The sequence below is a fragment of the Pseudomonas sp. D1-36 genome, from assembly GCF_051132205.1.
Lineage (GTDB): Bacteria > Pseudomonadota > Gammaproteobacteria > Pseudomonadales > Pseudomonadaceae > Aquipseudomonas.
The window spans coordinates 304,971-321,863 of the sequence record NZ_CP071674.1 but is presented as its reverse complement, the minus strand read 5'-3'; the positions used below and the strand labels follow the sequence as shown (position 1 = coordinate 321,863).

Below are 16,893 nucleotides of genomic sequence, written 5' to 3'. Positions count from 1 at the left end.
CGCTGTATCGTCTTATCGAAAAAAGGCTTAACCGGATGCGCATTCTCATCACCGGCGGTGCCGGCTTCATCGGCTCGGCTCTCATACGGCATTTGATTCTTGATACCGAGCACCAGGTCCTGAACCTCGACAAGCTGACCTACGCTGGCAACCTGGAGTCGCTGAGCAGCATTGATCACGACAGCCGCTACGAATTCGTGCAGGCGGACATCGCCGATCAAGCAACGATCAGCGCGGTGCTGGCGCGGTTCAAACCTGACGCAATCATGCACCTGGCCGCCGAATCCCATGTGGACCGCTCCATCGACGGTCCGGCGGACTTCATCCAGACCAACATCGTCGGCACCTATAGCTTGCTCGAAGCAACCCGTGCCTATTGGCAGGCCCTGGCCGAACCGCAAAAACGGGCGTTTCGTTTCCACCATATTTCCACCGACGAAGTGTATGGCGACCTGCACGGCGTCGATGACCTGTTCACCGAAACCACCGCCTACGCCCCCAGCTCGCCTTACTCAGCCAGCAAGGCAGCGTCCGATCACCTGGTCCGGGCCTGGCAGCGCACCTACGGCTTGCCCGTGCTGCTGACCAACTGCTCGAACAACTACGGGCCGTTCCACTTCCCCGAGAAGCTGATCCCGCTGGTCATCCTCAATGCGCTGGCGGGCAAGCCGTTGCCTGTCTATGGCGACGGCCAGCAAGTGCGCGACTGGCTCTACGTCGAAGACCACGCCCGGGCGCTGCTCAAAGTCGTGACGGAAGGTGTAGTCGGCGAGACTTACAACATTGGTGGCCATAATGAGCAGAAGAACATCGATGTCGTGCGCAACATCTGTGCGCTGCTCGAAGAACTCGCGCCCCATAAACCCGAGGGCGTCGAGCGCTATGCGGACCTGATTACCTTCGTCAAGGATCGTCCCGGGCATGACCTGCGCTACGCTATTGACGCCGGCAAGATCGAACGGGAGCTGGGCTGGACCCCTCGGGAAACCTTCGAGACCGGGCTGCGCAAGACCGTGCAGTGGTATCTGGAGAACCTGCTGTGGTGCCGGCGCGTGCAGGATGGCAGCTATCAAGGCGAGCGCCTTGGCTCGCTCGAAAACAAGGATACGATTGCATGATGAAAGGCATTGTTCTGGCCGGCGGTTCCGGCACGCGGCTGCATCCGATCACCCTCGGGGTTTCCAAGCAGTTGTTGCCGGTCTACGACAAGCCGATGATCTATTACCCGATCTCGGTACTGATGCTCGCCGGCATCAAGGAAATCCTGATCATCTCCACCCCGCAGGACCTGCCCCAATATCGAAATCTGCTGGGCGATGGCGCCCAGTTCGGCGTTCATTTCAGCTACGCCGAGCAGCCGACCCCCGACGGTCTGGCCCAGGCTTTCCTGATTGGCGAGCAGTTCATCGGCAATGATCCGGTCTGCCTGATCCTGGGTGACAACATTTTTCATGGCCAACATTTCGGCGAACAATTGCAGACCGCCGTCAACCGCCCACGCGGTGCGACGGTGTTCGGTTATTGGGTCAAGGATCCCGAGCGTTTCGGCGTGATCGACTTCGATCCCGAAGGACGCGCCGTCTCCATCGAAGAAAAACCCGCCGCCCCCAAGTCCAGCTATGCGGTGACCGGCCTGTATTTCTACGACAACGACGTCATACAGATCGCCAAAGCCATCAAGCCGTCCAAACGAGGCGAACTGGAGATTACCGACGTCAACAATGCCTATCTGCAACGAGGGGACTTGCATGTCGAGCGCTTTGGCCGCGGCTTTGCCTGGCTGGACACCGGCACCCATGACAGCCTGCTGGAAGCCTCGCAATACGTTCAGACCATTGAGCATCGCCAAGGCCTGAAGGTCGCATGCCTGGAAGAAATCGCCTATCAACAGGGCTGGGTCAGCCGCGAGCACGTATTGGAGCGCGCCAGTTACTTCGGCAAGACCGGCTACGGCCAATACCTGTTCAAGATTGCCGGAGAAACACGTTGAATGTCATCGCCTCGCGACTGCCGGAAGTCTTGATCCTCGAGCCGAAGGTCTTCGGCGATGATCGCGGCTTCTTCTATGAAAGTTTCAATGCCCAGGCATTCACCGAAGCCACGGGGCGCACGGTGCAGTTCGTCCAGGACAACCATTCGCGCTCGGCCAAGGGCGTGCTGCGCGGCCTGCATTATCAGATCGAACAAACCCAGGGAAAACTCGTGCGCGTCACCGCCGGCGAGGTACTCGACGTTGCGGTGGACATTCGCCGCAGCTCGCCGACATTCGGCCAGTGGGCCAGCGTACGCCTGTCGGGACAGAACCATCGGCAGCTGTGGATTCCCCCTGGATTTGCCCACGGTTTTGTCGTACTGAGCGACTCGGCGGACTTTCTCTACAAGACCACCGATTACTACGCCCCGTCAGCCGAGCGCTGCATTCGCTGGGACGACCCCGACCTGGCGATTGACTGGGAGTTGCCAGGCGCACCGATCCTGTCGCCCAAGGACCAGGCCGGCAAGGCCCTGCATGAGGCCGATCTGTTCCCATGAGTACTTCCTCGCGCATCTTGATCATCGGCCGGAACGGCCAGGTCTCCCAAGCCCTTCAAAAGCGCCTGGCCGGCATCGGCGAACTGACGGTGCTGGGCAGCAGCCAGCTCGACATGGCCCGACCCGATCACCTGCGCGCGCCTATCGAGGCGGCGCGGCCCGACCTGATCATCAACGCCGCCGCCCATACGGCGGTCGACCAGGCCGAGAGCGAGGCGCAGCGGGCCTTCGCCATCAATGCCATCGCACCGGGCGTGCTCGCCCAGGCGGCGCTCGAACTGGGCGTGCCGCTGATCCACTACTCCACCGATTATGTCTTCGACGGTCGCAAGCACACCCCCTACACCGAGGACGACGCGCCCAACCCGCTGAGTGTCTACGGTCGCAGCAAGCTGGCGGGCGAAGAGGCCATCCGCCAGGCGGGCGGAGAGCATCTGATCCTGCGCACCAGTTGGGTGTATTCCAACGCGGGACGCAATTTCCTGTTGACCATGCAGCGCCTGCTGCAGGAAAAGCCCCATCTGCGCGTCGTCTCGGACCAGATCGGCGCACCGACCTGGGCGGGGACAATCGCCGAGAGCACCGCGAAGCTGATCGAGCGCTGGCAAGCTGGGCAACGCGGCGCCTGGGGCACCTATCACCTGACAGCCCAGGGCCAGACATCCTGGTTCGGATTCGCCCAAGCCATCGGTGAACACCTGGTCGAGCAGCACAAATCCTGCGCCGTGCTTGAAGCCATCGCATCGAGCGAATACCCGACCCCGGCGCCGCGTCCGTTGAACTCGCGCCTGGACTGCACCCGGCTGGCCAGGGAGTGGGGCGTGAGCCAACCAGACTGGCGAAGCGCGTTGCAGCAGTGCCTTGCCGGGCAAGCCTAGGCATAATGCGCCTGTAACCCCAGGCGCAGACTTCCATGACCTCCACCCTCCCCCGCAGACCTCGTTGGCGCAGCCTGGCGTTGCTCGCGCTGTGCCTGGCACCGTTGCTGTGGCCGCTTGAGCATCTGGCCGAGCGTTACTACCGCAGCGAACTGGCCGGGCAGAACAGACAGACACTCGACCTCTACGTCGCCAACCTGCTGGGGACGTTGCACCGCTACGAAGTACTGCCCCAGATACTCGGCGAGCTTCCGGCCCTGCGCGCGGCCTTGTCGACGCCGGACGATGGCGTCACCCAGGGCAATGCCAACCGGTTATTGAAAAACATCAGCGCCCAGACCGGCGCCGAGGTCATGTACCTGATGGACGCCACGGGCAAGACCCTGGCGGCGTCTAACTGGGATAAGCACGACAGCTTCGTCGGTCGCAATTTCGCCTTTCGCCCTTATTACATCGAGGCCATGGCCGGGCGCCTGGGACGTTTTTTCGGCCTGGGCACCACATCGGGCAAACGCGGTTATTTCTTCGCTGCCGCCGTGCATGATCGCGAAAAAGTCATCGGCGTATTGGTGGTCAAGGTGGACCTGGACCACACCGAAAGCCTATGGGGCAAAACGCCTGAACAGCTCTTGGTGACCGACCACAACGGCGTGGTCATTCTCACCTCGCGCCAGGAATGGCGTTTCCGCTCGACGCGGCCCCTGAGCGATCCGGAAAGCAAGGCGATCAGCGCGATACAACCCTACCCTACCCGTGACCCCAAGCCGCTCAACCTGGACCCCAATGCCTGGCTGACCCAGACCCAGGCCATCGAAGAAACCGGCTGGAATGTGAGCATCCTGGCCCCGCGCACCCTGATTGACCGCCCGGTGCGCACGGTGGTCGTCATCGGCGGCGCGGCATTGCTGGTCTTGATGCTGTTGCTCGGGTTGATGATGCAGCGCAGGCGCCACTACCTGGAAAGAATCGCCTTCGAGGCCAAGGCCCGTCATGAATTGGAGGGCCGCGTCGCGGAACGCACCAGCGACCTGGAGGGCCTCAACCGTCGTCTCAAGCAAGAGGTGCTGGAACGCGAGCACGCCCAGCAGGAACTGGTCCGTGCCCAGGATGATTTGGTGCAGGCCGGCAAGTTGTCGGCGCTCGGCACCATGTCGGCCAGCATCAGCCATGAACTCAACCAACCGTTGGCGGCGATCAGAAGTTATGCCGAAAACGCAGAAATACTGCTCGATCACCAACGCACCGACGACGCCCGTGGCAACCTCAAGCTGATCAACGAACTGACCGGGCGCATGGCGTCGATCATCGCTCACCTGCGCGCCTTCGCGCGCCGCGACCGCCACGCCCCGGAAAGCGTCGCGCTGCAACCGGCGCTGGACGATGCCCTTGCCTTGCTCGCCAAACGTCGGCGCAGCATGGAAGTGGAGTTGATCCGTGACCTGCCCGCCGCCACCTTGTGGGTCGAGGCCGGTGAAACACGCCTGCGCCAGGTGCTGGGCAACCTGCTGGCCAATGCCCTGGATGCCCTGACTGAAAAAGGTCCGCCGCGTAGACTCTGGCTCAGTGCCCAGGCGACCGAAACCGGCGTCAACCTGTACATCCGCGATAACGGCCCGGGTTTCTGCATGGAAGCCCTCGGCCGCGCCGGTGAGCCGTTCTACACCACCAAGACTCGCACCCAGGGCCTTGGCCTGGGGCTGGCAATCTGCGACACCCTGATGCGCGCCTTCGGCGGCGAATTGTTGTTCGCCAACCACAAGGAAGGCGGCGCCCTGATTACCCTGAAGCTGCGGGCGGGTGCGCCCGGGGTGAGCCTGCAACCGTCCGAGGACCGTAGTGTATGACCATCGAAAACCAGATTGAGGTGGTGCTGATCGACGACGATCCCCACCTGCGTCAGGCCCTGAGCCAGACCCTCGACCTGGCTGGGCTGAAAATCCTGCCACTGGGCGAGGCCAACGGCCTGGCCGGGCAACTGCCGAGGGATTGGCCAGGCGTGGTGGTCAGCGATATCCGCATGCCCGGCATGGACGGCCTGGAACTGCTGGGCCAACTGCACGCCCAGGACCCGGACCTGCCAGTGCTGCTGATTACCGGCCATGGCGATGTACCGCTGGCCGTGCAGGCAATGCGCGCCGGGGCCTACGACTTTCTCGAAAAACCCTTTGCCAGCGATCATCTGCTCGACAGTGTGCGTCGGGCCCTGGCTTTGCGGCGCCTGGTCCTGGATAACCGCAGCCTGCGCCTGGCCCTCAGCGATCGCCATGAACTCAGCGCCCGGCTGGTAGGACAATCGTCGCCCATGTTGCGCCTGCGCGAGCAGATCGGTGCCTTGGCAGCGACGCGCGCCGACGTGTTGATCCTGGGTGAAACCGGCGCCGGCAAGGAAGTGGTCGCCCGCGCGCTGCACGATCTCTCGAGTCGACGCAACGGGCCGTTCGTGGCGATCAACGCCGGCGCTTTGGCCGAGTCGGTGGTTGAAAGCGAACTGTTCGGCCACGAACCCGGCGCCTTCACCGGCGCGCAGAAGCGCCGTATCGGCAAATTCGAATTCGCCAATGGCGGCACGTTGTTTCTCGATGAAATCGAAAGCATGAGCCTGGACGTGCAGGTCAAATTGCTTCGCCTGCTGCAAGAGCGGGTGGTGGAACGACTGGGTGGCAATCAGCAGATCCCCCTGGACATCCGTATCGTCGCCGCCACCAAGGAAGACCTGCGCCAGGCCGCCGATCAAGGCCGCTTTCGCGCCGACTTGTATTACCGGCTGAATGTCGCGCCGCTGCGCATACCGCCGTTGCGCGAGCGCGGTGAGGACGTGCTGATGCTGTTCCAGCATTTTGCCGATGAGGCCAGCGCCCGTCATGGCCTGCCGCCCCACGAACTGCTACCGGCCCACCGGGCGCTGTTGTTGCGCCATGACTGGCCGGGCAACGTACGCGAATTGCAGAACGCCGCCGAGCGTTTCGCCCTGGGCCTGGAGCTGGCCCTGGATAGCAGCACGCCGGAAGGCCAGCCAGGCGCCCCGGTGCAAACCGTCAGCGGCGGTTTGAGCGAGCAGGTTGAGAACTTCGAAAAAACCCTCATAGCCGCCGAGCTGGCACGGCCTCACAGTTCAGTGCGCAGCCTTGCCGAAGCGTTGGGCATTCCACGCAAAACCCTGCACGACAAGCTGCGCAAGCATGGACTGGCCTTCGGCGACAATAGCCCAGGCCAGGCCGACGATTCCGATTGAGTCCTGCCACCCACCGTTAGAAGAGGGCCCGCATGAACCGCGACAGCCATTATCTGGAAACGATCCTGCACCGGGACATCCCATTGACCCGGGACATGGGCCTGAAGGTGCTCCAATGGCAGGCCCGCCAGCTGCGTCTGTTCCTGCCGCTCGAGGCCAACGTCAACCACAAGAGCACCATGTTCGGGGGGAGCCTGTATTGCGGCGCGGTGCTGGGTGGCTGGGGCTGGTTGCACCTGGCCTTGCGCGAGGAGGGAGTCGAAGACGGACACATCGTGATCCAGGAAGGGCAGATCAGCTATCCGCTGCCCGTGACCCGAGACGCAACCGTCATTTGCGACGCGCCCGATGAAAAGACCTGGAAACGTTTCGTGGCGACTTATAAGCGCTACGGGCGGGCGCGGCTGGCATTACAAACGCGGGTGTTGAACGTCGACAGCGAGAATGTGGCGGTGCAATTCGAAGGGCAATACGTTTTGCACCGCTGATCATCGTTAATTCACGTGGCGAGGGGCTTGCTCTCACAAAAGCATTCGGCCAGAAATCAGCCTTGGTTCAAGAGCGGGCAAGCTCCAACAGCTTCCCACGCCACGCCGCTTTCGCCGGCAGCGCCAGGAACGAAGCATTCAACAGCGACTCGCGCGGTGGATAGCGGAACGGTTCGCCGCTCAGGTCCAGCACCTCGCCGCCCGCTCCTTCGAGTACGCCCTGGGCGGCGGCGGTGTCCCACTGAGACGTTGGCGCCAAACGGGGGTAACAATCGGCGGCGCCTTCAGCCAACAGGCAGAATTTCAGCGAACTGCCGATGTTGGTCAGTTGCAAGGCGCCGAGGCTCTCACTCAAGCCGGCCAATAGGCGCTCCTGCTCCGCACTGGTGTGGCGCCGGCTGGCGACCACGGTAAAAGCGTCTCCAGGCGCCAGCGCGTTACGCACCGTGATCGGCGAAGGCTCGACGCCTTTCTCGCCACGCCAGGCCCCCAGCCCCACGCCACCGACGTAGAAACGGCCATTGGTGGGCATCGAGACCACGCCGAACACCACCCGCCCCTCTTCGACCAAGGCGATGTTGACGGTGAACTCTTCACTGCCCGAGATGAATTCCTTGGTGCCATCCAGCGGGTCCACCAGCCACCAGCGTTTCCAGGTAGCGCGGACGCTTTGCGCGATATCGGCGTCCTCCTCGGAGAGGATCGGAATATCCGGCGCCAGCGCGGTCAATCCAGCGACGATGACATCGTGGGCGGCCATGTCCGCGGCGGTTACAGGCGATTCATCCGCCTTGTGCGCAACTTCTACATCGGCGCGCCAGAACGGCAGGATTGCCGCGCCGGCCCGAAGCGCCAGTTCGATCACCGGGACCATCAGCGGGTGAGGAAAAATCATGGCAGGTAGGCTCCACGCTGGGTCAGCAGGTCGCGAGCCAGATACAACGCCGCCAGCGCCCGTCCCTCGGTGAATTGGGGATTTTGTGCAAGGGCCGAGAGCTCGCCCAGGTTGATCTTGTCCACTCGCATCGGCTCGGGTTCGTCGCCCTCCAGCCGCTCTTCATACAGGTCGGTCGCCAGCACCACTTGGATCTTCTGGCTCATGTAGCCAGGCGACAACGACAGCTCCGTCAGGTGTTCCAGCTGACGCGCGCCAAAACCGGCCTCTTCCTTGAGCTCGCGCTCGGCCGCCGCCAGCACGTCTTCGCCCGGCTCGACCAAACCCTTGGGCAATGACCACTCATAAGCGTCGGTACCGCCACAATACTCTTCCACCAGCACGGCATGGTCGGCGTCGAGCATCGCAACAATCATCACCGCGCCGTAGCCAGGGCTCTTGGCCGCCAAACGCTCGTAAGTGCGCTCCACACCATTGGAAAAACGCAGCTTCATTTCTTCCACGCAAAACAGGCGGCTGGTGGCGACGATCCGTCGGTCGAGTATGGTGGGTTTCTGGCGCATAAACGGCTCCCTGGGCGATAGCGGGCTACTATACCCGGCCTATTCTGATTGTTTGTGTCGGATATCCGATTACCGCTGGAGAAGTTTTTATGGCCTCGTTGCCTTGGCACGCGATCGACACGGTCCTGCTGGACATGGACGGCACCCTGCTGGACCTGCATTACGACAACCATTTCTGGCTGGAACACCTGCCTCAGCGCTACGCCGAACTGCATGGCGTCAGCCGCGCGATGGCCGAGATGGAGCTGCAACCGCTGTTCGAGCGCAACGCCGGCCAGTTGCAGTGGTACTGCCTGGACTTCTGGAGCGCGGAGCTGAAGCTGCCGGTGCGCGAATTGAAACTGGAAACCGCCCACCTGATCGCCCTGCGCCCCGATGCCGATACGTTCCTGGCAGCGATCCAAAGGGCCGGCAAACGCGTCGTGATGATCACTAACGCCCATCGAGACTCGCTGTCGCTGAAGCTGGAGCGTATCGAGCTCGCCCCGTATTTCGAGCGTTTGATCAGCTCTCACGATTACGGTTTCCCCAAGGAGAACCCGCAGTTCTGGGATGCCTTGCAAGCCGACCTGGACTTCGACCCCGCTCGCAGCCTGTTCATTGACGATACCTTGCCAGTCTTGCGCAGCGCCCGTGATTTTGGCATCGCGCATCTGCTGGCGGTCAGCGAACCGGACAGCCGCAAGGGGCCGAAGGATACCGGGGAATTCGAAGCGGTCGGGGATTATCGGGATTTGATTGCCGGGCTTTGAACCGCGCTGCCTTCATCGCGAGCAAGCTCGCTCCCACAATGGTTTCGCCGCGAACCAAAGCCTCTGTGGGGGCGAGCCTGCTCGCGATGAAGGCGCCGCAAATGCGGCAGTCTATTCCGGAATACGCAGCACCTGCCCCGGATAGATTTTGTCTGGGTGCGAAAGCATCGGCTTGTTGGCTTCAAAGATCTTGTTGTACTTGTTGGCGTCACCGTACTCGGCCTTGGATATGGCGCTGAGCGTGTCACCCTTCTTCACGGTTACGAAACGTGCGGCCTGCGCTACCGGCCCAGTCACGGTGATCTGATCGTCAACACTGCCGACACCTTGGATATTGCCCACAGCCAGCAGGACCTTTTCTTTTTCCTCCTGGCTCGAGACTTCACCGGTCACGATGACTTTGTCACCTTCAACGGTCGCTTGGATATTGGGGTTGCCCAGCCCGACTTTACTGATGTGCTCCTTCAATTGCTCACCGGCATTGGCATTACCGGGGGTCAGGAGATCGATAAGTTTCTCACCCGCCTCCTTCACAAAACTAAAAAGACTCATGGCGCTTGCTCCTTGGAATTGAATGTCCAGACACAAAGCCTAGACCAAGCCCACCGAGCCCGCCTTCCAACCGACCAATGACCCCAACACGCCCAAAGCGCTAGAATCCCAATCTTCCCGCGCCAAGGAGTGAAGATGGACATCAAGCAGCTGAAATTTCTCATCGCGCTCGACGAAACCCGCCACTTCGGCCAGGCTGCCGCCCGTTGTCACATCACCCAACCCACCCTGTCGATGCGTTTGCGCAGCCTGGAAGAAGAGCTGGGCCTTCCGTTGGTCAACCGCGGCCAGCGTTTCGAGGGTTTTACCGCGCCAGGCGAACGGGTGCTGGCTTGGGCACGCACAGTGCTGGCGGCCTATGACGGGCTTCAGGCCGAAGCGGCGGCCTGCCGTGGCAACCTGGTGGGTACGCTGCGCCTGGGCGTGGTGCCGCTGTCGGATTTCGACCCGCTGTCGATGATGCAACGCCTGCACACCGAGCACCCGAGCCTGCGCTTCGAATTATCGTCTTTGAGTTCGGAGCGCATCCTCGAACAATTGGCGAACAACCGCATCGACCTGGGCATTTCCTACATGGAACGCCTGGATAACGAGCGCTTCGAATCCTTGCCCTTCAGCCACACCCGCATGGGCCTGCTGTACGACCAGCGGTTTTTCTTTTTTGGCGAAGAACCGCTGAGATGGGAATCACTGGTTGAACTGCCCCTGGGCATGCTCACCAGCGGCATGCATTTTCGCCAATCCATCGATCACGCGTTTCATAGCCGAGGCCTTGCACCTCAACCGTTGCTGCAAACCGACGCCGTGCATCAATTGCTGCAAGCGGTGCATGGCGGATTGTGCTGCGCGGTGGTCCCATTGGACAGCGGACTGAACGTCATGACCGAGGACTTGCGCATCCAGCCCATCGAAAACGCCCAAACCCTTGTTCCGCTTGGGCTGATCATGCGGCGCGGGGCTCCGCGCTCGGCGTTGGCGGAGGCTTGTTTCGCCCTTTACCAGAAATCAATAACCTTTCCTTGATCGACGTCATCTATTGAAAGATCAGTAATAGCGATTAGACGTGGCAGATTGCCGCATTTAGTCTTAGCACTATTCCTACTTTCAGTGATGCCCATGAACGACAAGCCTCAGGCCTGTCCAGTGCCTGACGTGGAACCTTCCACGCCAGCCGCCAGCCAGAGCTATCGCTACTGCAACCTGGAGCACTTCGAATCGGCCAGCGCCGCGCTGGCCGAGGAAGTGGCGTTGGCCATTGCCTATAACGGCATCAGCCAAGCGGTGATGCTGGTCACGCCAACCGATCTCGAGGATTTTATCGTCGGGTTCAGCCTGGGCAGCGGCATCATCGAGGATCCAGCGGACATTTACGACTTGCAACTGAGCGGCGCCGGTTCGGCCCAATATGCCCAGGTCACCATCGCCAATCGCGCCTTCTGGAATCTCAAGGAGCAACGTCGCCAAATGGCCGGCACCAGTGGCTGCGGACTCTGTGGCGTGGAAGCCGTGGAACAGGCGCTGCCCGACCTCAAGTCGCTGCCCGGGGCACCCTTGCCACCAGCGCAATGGCTCGATGGCCTGCGTCAACGCATCAGCCAGTTCCAGCCCCTGGGCCAGCACTGTGGCGCCGTCCATGCGGCATTGTTCATGAACGCCAACGGCGAGTTGCTGATGGGCCGCGAAGACATTGGCCGGCACAACGCTCTCGATAAATTGATCGGCGCGTTGATCCGTCAGCAAATCCCGGTGGCTGGTGGCGTGGCAATCGTCACCAGCCGTTGCAGTCTCGAATTGATCCAGAAAGTACTGCGCGCCGGCATCCAGACGTTGGTCAGCCTGTCGTCGCCCACGGGCCTTGCCGTGCAATGGGCCCGCCAACACAACCTCAACCTCATCCACCTGCCGCAAAAAAGTGCGCCGCGGGTCTATAGCCCTGCGATGGAGAAACAAGCGTGAGCAATTATCAACAAGCCAACCAGAAACCCGCACCGCGCTACAAACCCTACAAGGGCCCAGCCGGTGGTTGGGGCGCGCTGATCAGCGTTGCCCAGGCCTGGCTGACCAGCGATAACGCGCTGAAAAACATCCGCATGATGCTCAAGACCAACCAGAACGGCGGCTTCGATTGCCCTGGCTGCGCCTGGGGTGATTCGCCGGAAAGCGGCATGGTGAAGTTCTGTGAGAACGGCGCCAAGGCGGTGAACTGGGAAGCGACCAAACGTCGTGTCGACGCCGCTTTTTTTGCCAAGCACAGCGTCACGTCATTGCTCGAGCAGAGTGACTACTGGCTTGAATACCAGGGGCGCCTGACGGAGCCGATGCAATACGACGCGCAAACCGACCGCTACAAGCCCATCAGCTGGGATGCGGCATTTGCGTTGATCGGCAAGCATCTGCAGGGACTGTCCAACCCGAACGAGGCCGAGTTCTACACCTCGGGCCGGGCCAGCAACGAGGCAGCCTATCTGTATCAATTGTTTGTGCGCGCGTACGGCACCAACAATTTCCCCGATTGTTCGAACATGTGCCATGAGGCCAGCGGTGTAGCCCTGTCCCAGAGTGTGGGTGTTGGCAAAGGCACGGTGACATTTGACGACTTCGAGCATGCCGACGCGATCTTCGTCTGGGGCCAGAACCCCGGCACCAACCACCCACGGATGCTCGAACCGCTGCGCGAAGCCGTGAAGCGCGGCGCCCAGGTCGTATGCATCAACCCGCTGAAAGAGCGTGGCCTGGAGCGCTTCCAGCATCCGCAACACCCGCTGGAAATGCTAACCAACGGTGATAAACCCACCAATACCGCGTATTTCCGTCCAGCCCTGGGCGGAGACATGGCCGTGCTGCGCGGCATGGCGAAGTTCCTGCTGCAATGGGAGCGTGAAGCACAGAACAGCGGCGGCCCCGCAGTATTCGACCATGGGTTCCTCAACGAACACAGCGTCGATGTCCTGGAATACCTGGCGGTCGTCGATGACACCCCATGGGAACAAATCGCCGAACAATCAGGCCTGACCCTGGCCGAGATCGAGCAGGCCGCGCGCATGTACGCCAAAGCCAGCAACGTGATCATGTGCTGGGCGATGGGCATTACCCAGCACCGCCATTCCGTCGCGACCATCCAGGAAATCGCCAACCTGATGATGCTGCGTGGCAACATCGGCAAGCCAGGCGCGGGGCTTTGCCCGGTGCGAGGGCACAGTAATGTGCAGGGCGACCGGACCATGGGCATCAACGAGCGTCCGCCCGTTGCGTTCCTCGACGCGCTGGAGCGGCGTTTCCAGTTCAAGGTGCCGCGTGAAAACGGCCATAACGTAGTCGAGGCGATCCACGCCATGGCCGAGGGCCGGGCCAAGGTATTTATCGCCTTGGGCGGCAATTTCGCCCAGGCTACTCCCGATAGCCACCGCACCTTCCAGGCCCTGCGCAATTGTGACCTGACCGTACAGATCAGCACCAAGCTCAACCGCAGTCATCTGGCCCACGGGAAAGATGCGTTGATCCTGCCGTGCCTCGGTCGCACCGACATCGACCTGCAAGCCGAAGGCTCCCAGGCCGTGACCGTGGAAGACTCGTTCAGCATGGTCCACGCCTCCAATGGCCAATTGCAGCCGTTGTCGAACCAGATGCGTTCGGAGCCGTGGATCATCGCCGGCATCGCTGCCGCCACGCTGGGCAGCCGTCCGGTGGATTGGAACTGGCTCGTGGCCGATTACAGCCGCATCCGCGACCTGATCGCCGAGACCATCCCCGGCTTCAAGGACTTCAACCAGAAACTCAAGAATCCCGGTGGCTTCTATCTGGGCAACAGTGCCGGTGCCCGTCGCTGGAACACACCGTCGGGCCGCGCCAACTTCAAGCCCAACCGGTTGCCGACCGACCTGCTCCACGAGCGGACCCGAGCCACAGGGCAATTGCCGGACCTGATCCTGCAATCCATGCGCTCCCACGACCAGTACAACACCACCATCTACGGCCTCGATGATCGCTATCGCGGTGTGAAAGGCCAGCGTGACGTACTGTTCGTCAACGAAGCGGACATCATCCGACTGGGCTTCAAACCCGGGCAAAAGGCCGACATCGTTTCCCTGTGGGACGACGGACGCGAGCGGCGGGTCAAAGGGTTTACCTTGCTGGCCTTCGACATCCCGGCCGGACAGGCCGCCGCCTACTACCCGGAAGTGAACCCGCTGGTACCCTTGGAAAGTACCGGTGACGGCAGCCACACCCCGACCTCGAAGTTCGTGGCGATCCGTCTGGAAGCGGCGAGCGAGAACGGGCTGATCATGGCCAAATCGGCCTGAGTCAATCCTGGCGTTGTACTGGCCTTGCCGGGCACTTTCAGACGCCCATGAAAAAGGCCGTTTTCCAGTGAAAACGGCCTGTCTGAAGTAGCTAAAGACCGGCAAAATCTACTTAAGTTCCGCTATGAAAACAGTAACTTAGCGAATTGTGCACAAGTCGTGTTACTCGTCGGATTTCGATTGTAACCAAGCGAAGCCAGCCTCAGGATCGCGCCGTCATCCCTTTGAGGCTCCTCTATGAAGTTCTCCTCCATTCTCTTGTTGTCCCTTGGCCTGGTCAGTGGCGTCGCGTCTGCCGGCGGTACCGCCGAAGCAGGTGTAGGCGGCGCATTGGGCGGGGTTTTGGGTTCGGTCGTCGGCCAGTCCCTGGGCGGCAACACCGGCTCCACTATCGGCGCGGCCCTGGGCGGCGCGGGCGGTAGCGCAGTCGGCGCAGACAAACATAGCCGCGGCGAAGCGGCAATCGGCGGCGCACTGGGTGCAGCCGGCGGTAACGTGGTCGGCCGCAGCGTGGGCGGCTCCACGGGCAGCCTGATCGGTGCCGCAGCGGGCGGTGGCGCCGGTGGCGCACTGGGTAACTACATGGGCAAGGACGACGATGACGACCGTTACGAAGGTCGCCGTAGCGATCGCCGCTACTACCGCGATGGCCACCGGGGCCGCGGTCATGCCTACGGACATCGCAAGCACAAGCACAAGCATCGCTATCACGACGATTGACGGCCGGTTTGACCCGTACCGTTAGATGATCGCAGCCTTCGGGAGACTGACCGGAGGCTGCGATTTTTCGTTTCAGGGTACCAATCGTTCCAATGCCTCGCGTAGCCGACCCGGGATCGGCACTGGCTGATTCGACATCCGGTCCACGAACACATGCACGAAGCGCCCCGCCGCGCAGGCCTCCTGCTCGTTCTCCTTGAACACCGCCAGCTCGTATTGCACCGAACTGTTGCCCAGCTTGGCGACCCGCAGGCCGATCTCGATCCGGTCCGGAAATGCGATCGATGCAAAATAGTCGCAGGCTGAACTCACCACGAAACCCACTACTTCGCCGTCATGGATATCCAGTCCACCGGCCTCGATCAGGTAGGTATTCACCGCCGTATCGAAAAAGCTGTAGTAGGTGACGTTATTGACGTGACCGTACACATCGTTGTCGTGCCAGCGCGTAGTCACCGGCTGGAAATGAAAGTACTCGGTGCGCTGGGGCATCTCTTGTCCTTGGTTGTGCAGTGTTGTGGGGAAGACAGGCTGTCGGTTATCGCTGCGAGAAACCCTTGCCTTGCGCCGCCAACTCTCCGATCAGGCGAGCAGGCTTCCATTGATCCCCCTGCTTCGTCTCAAGGTCCACCAAGCGTGCATGGATGTCCGCAAGGCCTTGCTGATCAGCCCAGGCCATCGGGCCGCCCTTGTCAGCCGGGAAGCCATAGCCGTTGAGATACACCAGGTCGATATCGTGGGACGACTCGGCAATGCCTTCCTGGAGAATCTTCGCACCTTCGTTGACCAGCGCCAGCAAGCAGCGTTCGAGGATCTCATCGGCGTCGATGTCACGCCGCTGGAAACCCAGGTCCTCGCTGACCCGCTGCACCAGCGCATCGACTTCTACATCGTGTTCAGCCTGCCGGCTGCCCGGCTCATAGTGGTAATAACCGTTGCCACTTTTCTGGCCGAACCGACCCAACTCGCACAAGCGGTTGTCCACCTGCACCTCGGGGGCATCCTGCCCTTGGCCCGCCAGCTCCCGCGCGCGCCACTCCAGATCGATACCGACCACGTCGTACATGCGAAACGGCCCCATGGCGAAACCAAAGCCCTGCAGCGCCGCATCCACCTGATGGGGGAACGCACCCTCCAACAACATCTTTCGCGCCTCCAGCACATAGGGATGAAGCATTCGGTTGCCGATGAAGCCGTGACAATTGCCCGACACCACGCTCACCTTGCCCATGCGCTTGCCCAGCGCCAGGGCAGCGTCCAGCACAGCCTTGGCCGTTTGTGCGCCGCGCACGATCTCCAACAACTTCATGATGTGCGCCGGGCTGAAGAAGTGCAGGCCCAGCACTTGCGTTGGCCGACGCGTGGCGGCGGCAATGGCATCGATATCCAGCGCCGAGGTGTTACTTGCCAGGATCGCCTCGGGCTTGAGCATGCCGTCCAGCTCGCGAAATATCTTCTGCTTGAGTTCGAGGTTCTCGTAGACCGCTTCAATGACCAGGTCCACGTTGCGGATCGCCGCGTAGTCCTGCGCCCGCGCAATACGGGCGATCCTGGCGTCGGCTTCGCTTTGTTCGAGTCGGCCCTGGCGTACGTTATGGGCGTAGGTCTCGGCCACCGTGGCCAGCGCCTGCTCCAGCATTTGTGGATTGTTATCGACCCACTGCACCGTAACGCCAGCGTTGGCCAGGCACATCACGATGCCCCGCCCCATGGTGCCTGCGCCGACCACGGCGGCGCGCTGGATATCGAAGGATGTCTGGCTCATGTTTGCTCTCTTGTTGGCGATCCAAAGACTGCTTCACCTTAGTCAGCCATCGACATTTTTTGAAATTTATTCGTGTGATGGAGGGCATTCAGCGGATGGATGGAGCTCGCAGTTGTTGGTCTGCTCGCCTGTGATGTGATTGAACTCGCCCGTGTTCTCCACGCACCGGATGATACCGCTCGGGAGTGTTACCGCTTTGCCACGAAGCGATACAA

At 61.5% G+C, this 16,893-nt stretch carries 17 protein-coding genes; 12 read left to right on the top strand and 5 right to left on the bottom strand.

All coding sequences use genetic code 11. The features are described 5' to 3' along the window. Positions 1 to 35: 35 nt before the first annotated feature. The 7 genes from rfbB to J3P76_RS01410 are packed head-to-tail and all read left to right on the top strand — an operon-like array spanning position 36 to position 7,130. A complete protein-coding gene (gene rfbB, locus J3P76_RS01440) occupies positions 36 to 1,118 on the top strand; it encodes a dTDP-glucose 4,6-dehydratase (RefSeq protein ID WP_434701436.1) in 1,083 nt (360 codons plus the stop codon). Continuing rightward, a complete protein-coding gene (gene rfbA / locus J3P76_RS01435; RefSeq protein WP_420766412.1) occupies positions 1,115 to 1,990 on the top strand; it encodes a glucose-1-phosphate thymidylyltransferase RfbA in 876 nt (291 codons plus the stop codon). Before rfbB ends, rfbA begins: the two co-directional genes overlap by 4 nt. After that, positions 1,987 to 2,532 (top strand): dTDP-4-dehydrorhamnose 3,5-epimerase, encoded by a 546-nt coding sequence (gene rfbC / locus J3P76_RS01430; RefSeq protein WP_434649260.1) that lies wholly within the window; start codon positions 1,987 to 1,989, stop codon positions 2,530 to 2,532. Before rfbA ends, rfbC begins: the two co-directional genes overlap by 4 nt. Next, positions 2,529 to 3,410, top strand: a complete 882-nt coding sequence (gene rfbD / locus J3P76_RS01425; RefSeq protein WP_434649259.1) for a dTDP-4-dehydrorhamnose reductase — start codon at positions 2,529 to 2,531, stop codon at positions 3,408 to 3,410. The genes rfbC and rfbD overlap by 4 nt, the downstream gene beginning before the upstream one ends. A gap of 35 nt (positions 3,411 to 3,445) precedes the next feature. After that, the gene (locus J3P76_RS01420) at positions 3,446 to 5,254 is read left to right on the top strand and encodes a sensor histidine kinase (protein ID WP_420766415.1); all 1,809 of its coding nucleotides are present in this window, start codon (positions 3,446 to 3,448) and stop codon (positions 5,252 to 5,254) included. Next, complete coding sequence (locus J3P76_RS01415) at positions 5,251 to 6,642, top strand: sigma-54-dependent transcriptional regulator (protein WP_434608340.1); 1,392 nt, start codon at positions 5,251 to 5,253, stop codon at positions 6,640 to 6,642. Before J3P76_RS01420 ends, J3P76_RS01415 begins: the two co-directional genes overlap by 4 nt. A gap of 32 nt (positions 6,643 to 6,674) precedes the next feature. Next, positions 6,675 to 7,130 (top strand): thioesterase domain-containing protein, encoded by a 456-nt coding sequence (locus J3P76_RS01410; RefSeq protein WP_434561184.1) that lies wholly within the window; start codon positions 6,675 to 6,677, stop codon positions 7,128 to 7,130. A 67-nt stretch (positions 7,131 to 7,197) separates the two neighbouring features. Here J3P76_RS01410 and cysQ read toward each other — a convergent pair whose 3' ends face one another. Together cysQ and nudE are read right to left on the bottom strand one after the other, a co-directional pair. Beyond that, entirely contained in the window at positions 7,198 to 8,025 is an 828-nt protein-coding gene (gene cysQ / locus J3P76_RS01405) for a 3'(2'),5'-bisphosphate nucleotidase CysQ (protein WP_434701435.1), read from the bottom strand. Further along, entirely contained in the window at positions 8,022 to 8,588 is a 567-nt protein-coding gene (gene nudE / locus J3P76_RS01400; protein WP_434561188.1) for an ADP compounds hydrolase NudE, read from the bottom strand. Before nudE ends, cysQ begins: the two co-directional genes overlap by 4 nt. An 89-nt stretch (positions 8,589 to 8,677) precedes the next feature. On the opposite strand from nudE, the gene yrfG reads away from it, so the two are divergent. Next, a complete protein-coding gene (gene yrfG, locus J3P76_RS01395; protein WP_434649255.1) occupies positions 8,678 to 9,340 on the top strand; it encodes a GMP/IMP nucleotidase in 663 nt (220 codons plus the stop codon). 111 nt (positions 9,341 to 9,451) lie between these two features. On the opposite strand, the gene lysM is transcribed toward yrfG, so the two are convergent. Continuing rightward, complete coding sequence (lysM, locus tag J3P76_RS01390; protein ID WP_434608346.1) at positions 9,452 to 9,892, bottom strand: peptidoglycan-binding protein LysM; 441 nt, start codon at positions 9,890 to 9,892, stop codon at positions 9,452 to 9,454. Positions 9,893 to 10,027: 135 nt separating this feature from the next. Between lysM and J3P76_RS01385 the strand changes: the two genes are divergently transcribed. The 4 genes from J3P76_RS01385 (at position 10,028) to J3P76_RS01370 (ending at position 14,913) form a co-directional block, all read left to right on the top strand. After that, positions 10,028 to 10,915, top strand: a complete 888-nt coding sequence (locus J3P76_RS01385; RefSeq protein ID WP_420766422.1) for a LysR family transcriptional regulator — start codon at positions 10,028 to 10,030, stop codon at positions 10,913 to 10,915. A 93-nt stretch (positions 10,916 to 11,008) separates the two neighbouring features. Further along, positions 11,009 to 11,848 carry a formate dehydrogenase accessory sulfurtransferase FdhD gene (gene fdhD, locus J3P76_RS01380; protein WP_420766423.1) on the top strand — a complete coding sequence of 280 codons (840 nt, stop codon included), beginning with the start codon at positions 11,009 to 11,011 and terminating at the stop codon, positions 11,846 to 11,848. Then, positions 11,845 to 14,193 (top strand): FdhF/YdeP family oxidoreductase, encoded by a 2,349-nt coding sequence (locus tag J3P76_RS01375; protein ID WP_434561194.1) that lies wholly within the window; start codon positions 11,845 to 11,847, stop codon positions 14,191 to 14,193. Before fdhD ends, J3P76_RS01375 begins: the two co-directional genes overlap by 4 nt. 237 nt (positions 14,194 to 14,430) lie before the next feature. Next, entirely contained in the window at positions 14,431 to 14,913 is a 483-nt protein-coding gene (locus J3P76_RS01370) for a glycine zipper domain-containing protein (RefSeq protein ID WP_420766425.1), read from the top strand. Positions 14,914 to 14,985: 72 nt separating this feature from the next. Here J3P76_RS01370 and J3P76_RS01365 read toward each other — a convergent pair whose 3' ends face one another. Together J3P76_RS01365 and J3P76_RS01360 are read right to left on the bottom strand one after the other, a co-directional pair. Further along, a complete protein-coding gene (locus J3P76_RS01365; protein ID WP_434701434.1) occupies positions 14,986 to 15,405 on the bottom strand; it encodes an acyl-CoA thioesterase in 420 nt (139 codons plus the stop codon). A gap of 46 nt (positions 15,406 to 15,451) precedes the next feature. Beyond that, a complete protein-coding gene (locus tag J3P76_RS01360) occupies positions 15,452 to 16,678 on the bottom strand; it encodes a 3-hydroxyacyl-CoA dehydrogenase NAD-binding domain-containing protein (RefSeq protein ID WP_434608355.1) in 1,227 nt (408 codons plus the stop codon). Positions 16,679 to 16,893: the final 215 nt, after the last annotated feature.